This is a genomic window from Vibrio lentus (assembly GCF_030409755.1).
Lineage (GTDB): Bacteria > Pseudomonadota > Gammaproteobacteria > Enterobacterales > Vibrionaceae > Vibrio > Vibrio lentus.
In genome coordinates this window covers 1,542,483-1,555,395 of record NZ_JAUFQE010000001.1, presented here as the reverse complement: position 1 = coordinate 1,555,395, position 12,913 = coordinate 1,542,483, and the positions used below count along the sequence as shown (strand labels likewise).

Genomic DNA, 12,913 nt, shown 5'->3' with positions numbered 1-12,913 from the left:
AGACAACGAGCAACAAGGGGATATAATCACATGGAGAACAGAATTCCATCTCTAGATGGATTGCGTGCTGCATCTATATTACTAGTCTGTTTGGGGCACTTGTGCGGTACCGTTAACTTTCCCCAGATCTTTATGCCACTCAATAGCTTGGGTAACTTCGGCGTAAAAGTATTTTTTGTAATTTCTGGATTCTTAATAACCACGCTATTGCTCAGTGAACTCAAGCTAACCAATAAGATCAACCTGCCTCAATTCTTCATCCGGCGAATGTTCCGTTTATTCCCTGCTTTTTATTTCTACATTCTTTGTATCGCTATCGCAGAATACGCAGGCATCATCTCTTTGCTACCGGGCGACCTATTCCACGCGGTCACCTACACGATGAATTATCACCATGAGCGCGAATGGTGGCTCAACCATACTTGGTCACTTGCGGTCGAAGAGCAATTCTACCTGCTGTGGCCGCTTTTACTCACCACAATGGGACGACAACACGCTAAGTCGTTGCTCCTATTAGCGGTTTTATTTGTCCCCTGTATTCGCTATTGGATGTGGTTTGAAGCTGGCAGCTCACCCTCTGCGATGACCCGAGAGTTTCAGGCAATTGCAGACGCACTAGCAATGGGCTGTGTTATTGCCTACATGAAAGAGGCAGGGTTCACACTCCCCAGTTACTTTGGTTCTAGGTGGTTCATAGTCGTGCCTGTGGCGATGATTTTAGTTCCCAGCGCACTCTATAAGCTCAGCCCCGCTTGGTTCTACGTGCTTGGTCAAACGTTAGTCAATGTTTGTGCTGCACTTATGATTCTTCGCTATAGCCAGTTTAATCACGGTCTAAGCTTCACCATTTTAAATAGTAAACTTGCAGTGTGGTTAGGTGTATTAAGTTACTCGCTGTATCTGTGGCAAGAACCCTTCTTAAATTCTTGGACTCGCGAGTGGTATGCCACCTGGCCTATCAATATTGTTCTAGTATTCATATTTGCGCTCATTTCATATTTCTTAATTGAGCGGCCAGGGCTTAAATTAAGGAAGAAACTCGCAGCAAGACGTAAAAAGGCAAAACCGGTAAACGGACGTAAATCCAAGGTGTAATATCTAATCCTCTTACCTTAACTATAGCTTCTCGAAGCATATATCAGATATCTAAAACAAAAAGCCCCGGTTATAGGAACCGGGGAAACAGGGTGGGATGAGTTTGGCGCGTGCCCGAAACCAAACTCTCCCCAAGCCTCACCTAAGACTCATGCTCTTAGGTAAAGGATTCACATCATTATTGAAGCGTCGCGCCTTGCTCCACCCAAGTGCCGATAAGTGCACGTTCTTCATCAGTCATTTGAGTCATGTTGCCGAGCGGCATCACCTTGGTTGTTACGGTTTGAGCAACAATCCTTGGTACGTTGGCTTTAATCTCTTCTGGGGTATCAAACATCACACCACCAGGTGCAGCAGCAAAAGCAGCATGGCTAGGAGTTGATGAGTGACACACAGAACAGCGCTCTTGAATGACTTTGTTGATGGTTTCAAAGCTGACGCCTGCGCTCGCAGATTGCGTTGCGTGTGCTGGAGCCTGTTGAGCATCAGTCGTTGCCGAAGCTGTGCTATTCGCAGTAAGTTCTTCTGGAGCCGATTCTGTCACGCTCACTTGCGCTTCTTGAACCACTGGTGCTTGCACAACCGGAGTCATTTGTTTTTTCGCGTAAGGTGAGGTAACAAACGCGAGAGTAATCATACCCAATGCCGCTACTGGCACTGTCCATGCAAACTTCTGGCTACCATGACGGGTGTTGAAGTAGTGACGAACCAAGATACTGAAGATCGCTAAGCCAGCAAGAATCAGCCAGTTATATTCCGAGCCGTAAGTGCTTGGGAAGTGGTTACTGATCATGATGAACAACACTGGCAGTGTCATGTAGTTGTTGTGACGAGAGCGCAGTAGACCTTTCGCTGGCAATGCCGGATCCGGTTCGCGTTTCTCTTCAATCGCTTTCACCAAGTTACGCTGTGCAGGCATGATAACGCGGAATACGTTACCTACCATGATGGTACCAATGATGGCACCCACGTGGATATAAGCACCACGACCACTGAACACTTGGGTTAGGCCATAGGTTGCAGCAACGAGCAACACAAACAGCACAACACCAAGCAGTACCGGGGTTTTGCCTAATGGCGAGTCACACAGTAAATCGTAGATAAACCAACCAGCAACGAATGAACCAATACCAATCGCGATTGCCGTTGTTGAATCAAGGCCAGAGCCCGGTGCAATCAGGTAGATTTCAGCGTTTAGGTAGTAAACCACACCCAGTAGACACACACCGGTGATCCACGTGAAGTAGGCTTCCCATTTGAACCAGTGCAGGTGCTCTGGCATTTCTGGTGGCGCGAGTTTGTACTTCTCTAGGTGATAAATACCACCGCCGTGAATCGCCCATAGGTCGCCTGAAAGGCCCGTTTTAGGGTTAACTCGGTTAAGGTTATTCTCTAACCAAACAAAGTAAAATGATGCGCCTATCCACGCAACACCAACAATCATGTGAATCCAGCGAATCGCTAAATTCAACCACTCTGTAATATGCGGATCCATAATAAACTCCTGTATCACAACGCTTTAGCTAAGCGTTGCTCTTCCTTGTTGTCTTCCATTGGCAGATCTTCCAAATGCAATGCCACTCGATCGCTGTCGAAATAAACTTCATCACAGTTGTGTCCTTCTCCGCCTCTATCGACAATCAAGAACTGGTCTTGATCGGTGAGTGCGAGAACTGGGTGATGCCACACCCCTTTGTGATAGTTCACTCCTTGACGGCCGTTGCTCAAGAAAGCTCGGCTATTGGCTAACGTTGGGTTATCGCCTTTTGGTGCAACAACAATTAAATAGGGTTGACCAAGTAATGGAACGAATGCCTGAGAGCCAAGTGGATGACGCTCTAACATTTTGATGGTCAGTGGGTAGCTCAACGGTGTGGCCTGGAAGATGCTGATGATCGCTTCTCCGTCTTGGTCTTGCACATCCGTTGTCGCTAGCTTGTGGTAGCGACGTGTTGATCCACTGTTGATCATGAAGAAATCACTATTATCGGACTCGATAACATCGCCAAACTCAGCAAAAGCCTGCTTGGTTAACGGTTCGATAGATAAACGACGTATTCCATTACTCATACTCATTTCCTTACCTATTTCGCTTTCGTACCAAATAGACGCAAACGGCTAATACCACCATCTGGGAATATGTTTGCACGTACGTGGGTAATCGCACCAAGGTCGTTTACCTCAGAAATGAATTCGTGAATCTCGTGCGCTTGCAGCTTTTGTGCTGGCAGGAGTTCACGCCAGAATAGGCTTTGTGTTTCCACTTGGTCGTCGGTGCCACCTTTCACGTAAGCCGCTTGAATTGAGCAGCTGTCTGGGTAGTTACCTTTGAAATGTGCCGTATCCACAACGATACGTTCGATGTTACCTGGGTGGCCTAGTGCCACGATTACCCAGTCGTTACCCGGTGTACGACGACGTGCTGTTTCCCAGCCATCACCCATGTTTTCACCGCGGCCTGGGCCTAAGATGTTGGCTTTGTTGCCGTAGTGCTCATCGCTACATGCGAGTGCTCGGCCACCGTGCTCAACCGCTGCTAGATCGACTTGTTGCTGAGAATCTATTGCGTCCCAATCCACGCTTGGTCGGCCATAAACACGTAGGCGTGCGACACCGCCGTCTGGGTAGATGTTCAAACGTAGGTGCGTAAATACTTGGTCACTTTCGATGTCTTCAAGATGATGATGATCACCTTGTAGTGCCAGTGAAGGTAGAATTTCTTGCCACTCTGTTGAATCTGTTGGCTCACCTTGTGGTGAATAACACGCGTCAATTGATGCCGAAGGTGGGAAGTTACCTGTGAAGAATGAGGTATCAATATCAACGCCAGCAATGGTACCAGCTAGGCCAAGACGAACGACACAATAATCGTAACCTTCGCCGCGTTTACGTCTGCTTTCCCAGCCGTCCATCCACTTGCCGTTATCGTCGTATAAGTCGTCTTTCCACTCTGGCGCTGCGTGACTGAGTAGACGGCTTTTATCTGCGAAAAAATCGTCGGTTGCGAAGATAGCTTCTGCGCCGAGTTTTTCGTCTGCAAGGTTTATGTACTGTTCAAATTTATGGGTCATGTCCGTGTAATCCTATGAAATTAATCAAGTAATAATAAAATGAGAACTTAGTGGCTCGGGCTTTATTCAATAAGGCTTTGATAAATAAGTCTCTGATAAATCAAACCTTTAGCGCACTAAGACTGGGCTGAGATAGCTGTTAACTCCGTTAACTTACATATCCCAGAGACGAAACATCGCGATCTTGTTGATCTCTTGAATCGCCGTAGCAAACTCAGTTTCACTATCATTTCCTAATCGCATCTCGAACGACTCAAGAATTTGGTAACGATTGGCACCCTTCACCGCCATGATAAAAGGGAAATTGAAGCGACTTTTGTAGCTGTTGTTGTAAGAAGTGAATTTTTCAAATTCTTCGGCGCTGCATTGGTCAATGCCCGCCCCCGCTTGTTCTTTGGTCGACGACTCGGTGAGTTCGCCATTTACTGCTGCTCTGCCCGCTAAATCTGGGTGAGCGTTGATCAAAGCCAACTGTTTGCCTTGATCGGCATTTAACAAGGTTGATGCCATTTTTAGATGAAGATTCTCGATATGGTCGTCTTCGGCATTCAAACCTTGGTCATACACCGCTTCAGCAACCCATGGGCTGTGTTCGTAAACATCAGCAAAGTGCGCGACAAAGGTATCGCGGTTCATGGTTGTTGGTTGGCAAGATCGAAATTCAGTCACGTTAAGCCTCCTTGCTGTTCGTTCTAATTTTGTTGTTCGTTGTATGGGTGATGTTGGTGCCAGTGGTTCGCGATATCGATTCGACGACATAGCCACACGCTGTCATGCTGTTTTACGTAATCTAAGAAACGTCTTAATGCAGCAATTCGACCGGGACGACCAATAAGACGACAATGCAGCCCAACCGACATCATTTTCGGTGCGGTTTCACCTTCCATATAAAGGGTGTCAAACGTGTCTTTTAGATATTGGAAGAACTGCTCACCCGAGTTGAAACCTTGCGCGGTTGAGAAGCGCATATCGTTTACATCAAGTGTGTAAGGGATCACCAGTTGTGGATGACCGGTTTCGGTGTGCCAATAAGGCAGGTCATCGTCATAGGCATCTGAGTCGTAAAGGAAGCCACCTTCTTCTGCGACTAAACGACGAGTGTTCGGCCCTGTACGACCGGTATACCAACCTTGTGGTCGTTGACCCGTCACTTGTTGGATGATCTCAATCGCTTTGGTCATGTGGTCGCGCTCTTCAGACTCATCAATGTATTGATAGTCGATCCAGCGGTAACCGTGACTACAGATTTCGTGCCCCGCTTCGACCATGGCTTTAGCAACGTCTGGGTGACGCTCAATCGCCATTGCGACAGCAAATACGGTCAGTGGGATTTCATATTCATCGAACAAGCGAAGAACACGCCACACACCTACACGGCTACCATATTCATAGATGGATTCCATGCTGATGTGACGTTCGCCTTTGATCGGCTGTGCTGACGGGATCTCTGAAAGAAAGGCTTCAGACTCGTCGTCTCCATGTAACAAACAACGCTCACCGCCCTCTTCATAGTTCAATACAAAAGAAACCGCGACGCGCGCATTACCTGGCCATTGAGGGTTTGGAGGGTTAGCTCCGTAACCGATCAAATTTCTTGAATAATCCTTATTCATCCAAGTACTCCTAACATAAGTGGTTGGCTTAGCCGCTCTTTAAGTGAGTCACCAAATGGATTCTCGATAAACAAAGCAACCTTACCCCTGTACATTTATTGTATACAATTATTTATCTCAATGTAAAGATTTTGTTATTCAAGTTAAATTTACACACCATTTTCACTTAAAAACAATAACTTAATGAAACACAAGCTCACCAAAAAACGATAATCAAGATCTATAAAGTCAGAAAAAACGACACAATGGTTAACATTTTTACAACAATTAGCTTTACTAATTGTGTACAGTTCGTACATAGTTAGTGATAACAAAGTGACCAGTTGCATTCTTTGCAAGGTCGAAGCAGACAGATAAACCACGGAACAGAGGAGCGCCAAAAGCGCTATTAAAGGACTATGGGAAGACTAACAACACACGTATTAGACACGACTCACGGCTTACCGGGTGCAGAGATCAAGGTAGAGCTTTATAAGGTCAATGAAGACTCAACAGAAAAGTTGGCGACGATAATCACGAACTCCGATGGCCGAACCGATGCGCCGATTCTGGCAGGGAATGATTTCCGACCAGGGAAATATCAATTGGTGTTCTACGTTGCGGATTACTACAAAAGCAAAGGTGTGGAATTGGATGGTGTGCCTTTCCTAGATGATGTGGTTATTCGTTTCGGCTTAGATGATCCAGAAGCGCATTATCATGTTCCTCTTCTCGTCTCGCCTTACAGTTTCTCAACCTATCGGGGCAGTTAGTCCCGTCTCCTAGAACTTCGAACTAGGCTCAACCATCGAATAATAAACAGATTCGTGCGTGCATCTAAAATGATGCGCGCTCATTAAGCACGCTCATATAAAAATACTAACAACGTTAATAGTTAGAGAGTTGATGACTAAACAACAGATAACTAAAGAAATAGCGGCTAGGAAAAACCTTAAAACTTAATATTGAAATCTCGCTGTATTCAATAAATGGATCACAACATAAAAGGACTTGCTGACATGAGTGAGAGTAAAACAGAAATACTCAACCAAGATGCGAATAACGGATTTTTAGAGAAACTCTTTAAAATTAAGGCCCACGGAAGCAGCGTAAAAAATGAGTTGGTCGGCGGTGTCACCACCTTCGCTACCATGGCTTACATTATCTTCGTTAACCCACAAATAATGGCTGCTTCTGGCATGGATGCAGGAGCGGTATTCGTCGCTACCTGTATTGGTGCCGCGATCGGTTGTTTGTTAATGGGCTTATTTGCCAACTGGCCTGTCGGCCTTGCACCGGGCATGGGCTTAAACGCCTTCTTCTCGTTCACGGTAGTAAGCGAAATGGGTTATAGCTGGGAAGTCGCACTGGGTGCGGTGTTTATCTCCGGTATCTTGTTCGTCGGGATGAGTTTCTACAAAGTCCGCCAATGGATCATTGAAAGTATCCCAGTGAGTCTGCGTTACTCCATGACTGCGGGTGTTGGTTTGTTCTTAGGCCTAATTGGTCTTAAAACAGCGGGTATCGTCGTCGAAAACCCAGCAACACTGGTATCACTAGGTGACTTCACTAAACCTGAAGCGCTACTGGCCGCTATCGCATTCTTGATCATCGCGGTTCTGAGTGAACGCAAGGTTTTTGGTGCGGTGTTGATCGGTATTTTGAGTGTCACTCTGGTTGGCATGATGCTTGGCTTAGTGCATTACAACGGCTTCTTCGCAGCGCCACCAAGCTTAGCGCCTACGTTCCTAAAAATGGACATCATGGGCGCGCTTGATGTTTCAATGATCAGCGTTATCTTGGCTTTCCTTTTTGTAAACATGTTCGATACCGCGGGTACTTTGATGGGCGTGGCTGAGCGTGCAAACCTAACCAACCCAGAAACGGGCAAGATCGAAGGCCTGAGCAAAGCGCTTAAAGCCGACAGTATCTCAAGTGTGGCAGGTGCGTGTGTGGGTTGTCCGCCAGTAACCAGTTATGTAGAAAGTGCAGCGGGCGTTGCAGCCGGCGCACGAACTGGCTTATCAGCGATTGTGGTTGGTGTGTTGTTCTTAGCGGCGATTTTCCTATCTCCACTTGCAGGCATGATCCCCGCTTACGCTACTTCTGGCGCGTTGATTTATGTCGCTTTCGTAATGATGAGCAGCATGCAACACGTGGACTGGAAAGACTTCACCAACGGCGCACCCGCAGCTATTACGGCGTTAATGATGCCCCTGACATTCTCTATCGCGAATGGTATCGCACTGGGTTTCATTACCTACACCGTGTTGAAACTGGCGACAGGTAAAACAAAAGACGTCTCGATTTCGATGTACTTCCTAGCCGCGATTTTTGTCGCGAAGCTGGTGTTCATCGGTTAATCACCAAACGTAACTATCGCTTGGCTTGTTCGCAGGCCAAGCAATCAATCAATCAATCAATCAATCAATCAATACACATGCTACCGACAGCATTTTTAAGAAAAAGCTAATTGTGCTAATCAGCGGATCGCAGACGCATTCCGCTCGGTTAGTGCACCTTTTTTATGACCCTACGCAGTTTGTAGAAGTCATTATTTGACCGCCAATCGTCTGTAAACGGAAACGCAGGCAGAGGAATATCAAATGAAACTTCTGTACACCCTAAATGAAAGACCGCCTCACGGCTTAACCCTTCTACTCGCATTGCAACACATGCTCGCCTCAATTGGTGGCATCGTTGCTGTTCCCCTTATTGTTGGTGCTTCAATTGGCCTGCCTAACACAGAGATCGTTTCGCTGATCAATGCGGCGCTATTGGCGTCAGGTATTGTGACCGTCGCTCAGTGTCTTGGCTTTGGTCCTATTGGTATTCGGCTGCCCGTTGTGATGGGTTCGAGCTTTGCCTTTTTGGGCGTCGCCATTTCAATCGGCAACGAAGGCGGTGTCGCCGCGATCATGGGCTCAGCGCTTATCGGCTCATTTGTAGTAATTGGTGCCAGCTTCTATATGGACAAGGTTCGCAAGCTGTTCCCAACCGTGGTAAGTGGTGTGGTGGTTACCCTAATCGGCTTAACCATTTTACCGGTTGCCATGAATTGGGTCGGAGACTCCCCTGCCAACACGGAACAATTCGCCACGCTACCAAAGCTGTTTCTAGCACTGATCTCTTTGGGGATTGTGGTTGGCGTATCAGTTTACTGTAAAGGCGCGGTTGCCGCTTCAGCCATCGTGATTGGTTTAGCGGGCGGCTACATTGTGGCGCTATCACTCGGCATGGTCGACCTTGAGCAAATCAGCTCTGCCGCTTGGGTTGGCGGACCTGAACCCTTCAAATATGGCTTTACCTTTTCTGCGAGTGCCATCATCAGTATGAGCTTGGTGTACATCGTGGTTATCGCCGAAGCTACGGGCGATTTCATGGCACTAGGCAACAACTGCCAAACCCAAGTCAGCGGAAAAGACTTAAAACGTGGTCTGTTGGGCGATGGACTTGGTAGTACCTTATCTTCGATTTTAACGGTAATGCCATTGGCGTCGTTCAGCCAAAACGTCGGCATTGTAGGTATCACAGGTGTAGCAAGTCGATATGTAGTGGCTGCAACTGGTGGTTTGCTAATTTTAGGTGGTTTATTCCCGAAATTAGCCGCTATTGCCGTCACGATTCCGAAACCTGTTTTGGGTGGTGTGGGCTTCGTAATGTTCGGTATGATCGCTTACGCAGGTATCCGCATGTTGATCAAAGCCGCAGACACTAAGCGAAATGCCTTGGTAATCTGTGTAGGTTTGGCGTCTGGTTTGGCCGTCACTTTCGAACCACGATTGCTGCAACACTTGCCACATGATTTGGCGAATTTCCTTCACTCTGGCATTACAACAGGCACCATCATGACGGTTCTGCTAAACCTTGTGTTGCCGAAATCTTCACGAGCAGAAGAGCAAGAAGCGTTAGCCGAGAGCCAAGCACAAGTTGAGTTAGAAATGAAAGAACAAGCTGAAGAAGAACGACACTCAGACGAGCAATTAGAGATTCAACAAGCAAGTACAGAAGCAGACGTTCAAGCGGCTTCAGAAAACCCTGAGCCCAAAGCGAACTAACTGGTTCACTGACTAACGTAAATCCGATTTTCACAGAATCAGGGAATGATTAGAACATTGAACGTTTTAACGCCCCTGATTCGAATTTATCTATCAACAGCAAATACCAACAAAGACCCTCTTCCCTGAAAAGGCTGAGATGGCTAAGGACTACTATGAATGGAAACCATCTGGATTAAGAATCCTCTCGCAATCTACACTGGCTCACTCGCTGATGCAGAAGGCGGTATTGTCATTAAAGGTAATAAAATCATTGAGCTGGTTGGCAAACACAAAGAGCCAACCTTACCCGTAGATTACAGCGTCGATGCCTCTCGTCATGTTGTAACTCCAGGGCTTATCAATGCGCACCATCACTTCTATCAAACCCTAACGCGTGCCTACCCCGGCGCACTCAATAAAGAGCTCTTCCATTGGCTACAAAGCCTCTACCCTGTTTGGGCCAACCTCGACTCTGAGATGATGAGCCTTGCTACAGAGTTAGCTCTGGTCGAGTTAATGATGTCGGGCTGTACCACAGCGTCAGACCATCATTACTTGCTGCCAAACGGACTAGAACACGCCATCGATTTACAAGTCGAGGCGGCAGAGAAATTGGGCGTGAGAGCGATATTTACGCGAGGCTCAATGAGCTTAGGGGAAGATGAAGGTGGGCTGCCTCCACGACACACCATTCAAACCGAACAGACTATCATTGATGACAGCCAACGCTTGATTCGTGACTACCACCAGCGTGATGAAGGCGCGATGGTTCAAATCGCGCTCGCGCCTTGTTCGCCGTTCTCAGTCACCACCGATCTAATGAAAGAGACCGCTAAGATCAGTGAGCGTGAGAACGTGATGATGCACACTCATCTATGCGAAACACTCGATGAAGAGGACTTCTGCATCGAGAAGTTTGGCCTGCGCCCTGTTGATTACCTAGAAGATGTCGGCTGGCTGAATGAACGCACTTGGCTTGCACATGGTATTCACTTCAATCCAGAAGAGATCAAGCGCTTGGGTAAAGCGGGAATTGGTATCAGCCACTGCCCAACCTCAAACATGATGTTGGCTTCCGGTATTTGTAAGAACAACGACCTCGAAGCCGCTGGCGTGAAAGTCGGCTTAGGTGTCGATGGCTCGGCCTCCAATGACGGCTCAAATATGATTGCCGAAGTGCGTATGGCGATGTATCTACAGCGCCTGCAATATGGCTCTGCCAATGTTTCACACTTCGACGCACTGCGCTGGGCAACGTCAGGCTCTGCCGCCGCAATGGGTAGAACCGACATTGGAACGCTAGAGGTTGGTAAACAAGCCGACATCGCCATGTTCAAGATCGATGACATTCGTTTCTCTGGCAGCCACGATCCACTGGCAGCACTGCTACTTTGTGGTGCTCAACAAGCCGATAAAGTGATGGTAGCCGGAAAATGGCGAGTTAATGATGGTGCCGTTATTGGCGTAGACATGGAACAGTTGATGCACCGCCACCATGCTGCCGCCATGAAGCTCGGTAAGCTGGCGATGAATAACTAGAGTTTCTATATTTTGCATTCTCAGAAAACAAAAAAGGCCGACATTACGTCGGCCTTGTTCATTCTTTTCGATTTTAGAACTAGGTTTACGTCCTAATCCATCAAGCTCTTCGACTTGATCGCCTTCTTAGAAAGCTCTTTGGCAAAGGTTTTAATATCAGCTTCAAATTCATCGACGCTTTGGCGGATTTCATCCAGTTGAACCGTCTGCATCACTCTGTTTTCCATTACGATTTGGCCGTTAACGATGGTGGTGTCGATATTGCTTGGGTTCGCTTGATAAACCAGTGTCGCGTATGGGTCGTAGCTTGGCATCATGTTCGCTGATTGTGTTTCTACAATCACGATATCCGCTTTTTTACCGGCTTCAAGAGAACCGATTTGGTCTTCCATGTGTAGAGCTTTTGCGCCACCTAATGTCGCCATCTCAATCACTTGCTCAGGGATCATAATGGTACGGTCAGAATGCTTTAAACGTTGCATGTTGGCAGCGTAACTTAGGGTACGCATGATATCGACTTGGTTAGAGCTCATTGGGCCATCGGTTCCCAAACCAATACGCATATCAGCACGGTACATCTCCCACGCAGGAGCTATTCCTGTCGCACCTTTGGCGTTCGCCATTGGATTGTATGAGATACCCGCATCAGCCTGTTTTAATAGCTTTTGGTCATTCTCTGAAAGGTGGATACCGTGAGCAATCACTACGCGCTCGTCCAGCACTCCAATTTCATCCATGTATTCAACTGGCGATGTCGCTTTGGTTTCGTCTTTGATGCGCTTTTCTTCGTTCGGGAATTCAGCAACATGAATCAACACGGGTACATCGTATTGAGCCGACAGTTTATTGATTTCTTGCAGCTTGTCTTTGCTCACGGTGTACACCGCATGTGGCGCATAAGCGGGTGTGATTAACTCATCGTTTTTGTACTGCTCGATAAAACCTTTGGCATATTCAATTCCGCCGTAAGGTTCTTTAGCATCGACCACTGGGAACTTAATCACCGTCTCGCCAAGCACTGCACGCAGGCCAACTTCTTTGGTCGCCTTGGCCATTTCGTCCATGTGGTAATACATGTCGGCATAAGTAGTTACACCGCTTTGTGCCAATTCAATAGAGCCAAGCTTAGTTGCGTTGTAAATCAGTTCACGGCTTAGCTTTTCGGCTTCGAGTGGGAAGAAGTAAGCAAACAGACGATTCGAAATGCCCTCTTCGCCTAAGCCACGAAATGCAATCATAGGAAGATGGTTGTGCGCGTTCACCATGCCCGGCATAACGATCCCATCTTGAGCATCAATCACCTTTTCAGCACGGTACTGAGTAATCAAATCCTCATTGCCCACTGCGATGATCTGGTCGTCTTTTACCACTACCACACCATCTTCAATCACATCCATTTCAGAGTTGATTGTTAGAACCTGTCCATTGGTGATGATCAGATCGGCATTGTATGTTTGCGTCGCGACTGTCGAACCACAGCCTGCCAGTAGAACTGCGCTGATGGTGCATGCCAAGCTTTTAAGCGTCATTGCTAAACCTATATGTTGTGTGTGTAATATTGTTAGAAGCTTCACTT

At 47.2% G+C, this 12,913-nt stretch carries 11 protein-coding genes; 5 read left to right on the top strand and 6 right to left on the bottom strand.

Annotated elements, in window-relative coordinates; all coding sequences use genetic code 11:
* The first annotated feature begins 30 nt into the window (after positions 1-30).
* A complete protein-coding gene (locus QWZ07_RS06515; protein WP_192852457.1) occupies positions 31-1,095 on the top strand; it encodes an acyltransferase family protein in 1,065 nt (354 codons plus the stop codon).
* A gap of 178 nt (positions 1,096-1,273) precedes the next feature.
* Here QWZ07_RS06515 and QWZ07_RS06510 read toward each other — a convergent pair whose 3' ends face one another.
* The 5 genes from QWZ07_RS06510 to puuE all read right to left on the bottom strand — a co-directional run bounded on the left by QWZ07_RS06510 (position 1,274) and on the right by puuE (position 5,779).
* Positions 1,274-2,590 (bottom strand): urate hydroxylase PuuD, encoded by a 1,317-nt coding sequence (locus QWZ07_RS06510; RefSeq protein ID WP_192852456.1) that lies wholly within the window; start codon positions 2,588-2,590, stop codon positions 1,274-1,276.
* Between the two features lie 14 nt (positions 2,591-2,604).
* The gene (locus tag QWZ07_RS06505) at positions 2,605-3,165 is read right to left on the bottom strand and encodes an ureidoglycolate lyase (RefSeq protein ID WP_192852455.1); all 561 of its coding nucleotides are present in this window, start codon (positions 3,163-3,165) and stop codon (positions 2,605-2,607) included.
* 14 nt (positions 3,166-3,179) lie between these two features.
* Positions 3,180-4,166, bottom strand: coding sequence for an allantoicase (alc, locus tag QWZ07_RS06500; protein WP_192852454.1), 987 nt, complete (start codon positions 4,164-4,166; stop codon positions 3,180-3,182).
* Between the two features lie 153 nt (positions 4,167-4,319).
* The gene (uraD, locus tag QWZ07_RS06495; RefSeq protein ID WP_017061596.1) at positions 4,320-4,835 is read right to left on the bottom strand and encodes a 2-oxo-4-hydroxy-4-carboxy-5-ureidoimidazoline decarboxylase; all 516 of its coding nucleotides are present in this window, start codon (positions 4,833-4,835) and stop codon (positions 4,320-4,322) included.
* 23 nt (positions 4,836-4,858) lie between these two features.
* A complete protein-coding gene (gene puuE, locus QWZ07_RS06490) occupies positions 4,859-5,779 on the bottom strand; it encodes an allantoinase PuuE (protein ID WP_017633003.1) in 921 nt (306 codons plus the stop codon).
* A gap of 398 nt (positions 5,780-6,177) precedes the next feature.
* Here puuE and uraH point away from each other — a divergent pair, with 398 nt between their 5' ends.
* The 4 genes from uraH to QWZ07_RS06470 all read left to right on the top strand — a co-directional run bounded on the left by uraH (position 6,178) and on the right by QWZ07_RS06470 (position 11,337).
* The gene (uraH, locus tag QWZ07_RS06485) at positions 6,178-6,531 is read left to right on the top strand and encodes a hydroxyisourate hydrolase (protein ID WP_192852453.1); all 354 of its coding nucleotides are present in this window, start codon (positions 6,178-6,180) and stop codon (positions 6,529-6,531) included.
* A 246-nt stretch (positions 6,532-6,777) separates the two neighbouring features.
* Positions 6,778-8,121: an NCS2 family permease gene (locus QWZ07_RS06480; RefSeq protein WP_017083062.1), complete on the top strand. Its 1,344-nt coding sequence runs from the start codon at positions 6,778-6,780 to the stop codon at positions 8,119-8,121.
* A gap of 243 nt (positions 8,122-8,364) precedes the next feature.
* Positions 8,365-9,816: a nucleobase:cation symporter-2 family protein gene (locus QWZ07_RS06475; protein WP_192852452.1), complete on the top strand. Its 1,452-nt coding sequence runs from the start codon at positions 8,365-8,367 to the stop codon at positions 9,814-9,816.
* 159 nt (positions 9,817-9,975) lie between these two features.
* Positions 9,976-11,337 carry an 8-oxoguanine deaminase gene (locus tag QWZ07_RS06470; protein ID WP_192852451.1) on the top strand — a complete coding sequence of 454 codons (1,362 nt, stop codon included), beginning with the start codon at positions 9,976-9,978 and terminating at the stop codon, positions 11,335-11,337.
* A gap of 92 nt (positions 11,338-11,429) precedes the next feature.
* On the opposite strand, the gene QWZ07_RS06465 is transcribed toward QWZ07_RS06470, so the two are convergent.
* Positions 11,430-12,866: an amidohydrolase gene (locus QWZ07_RS06465; RefSeq protein ID WP_192852450.1), complete on the bottom strand. Its 1,437-nt coding sequence runs from the start codon at positions 12,864-12,866 to the stop codon at positions 11,430-11,432.
* Positions 12,867-12,913 lie beyond the last annotated feature (47 nt).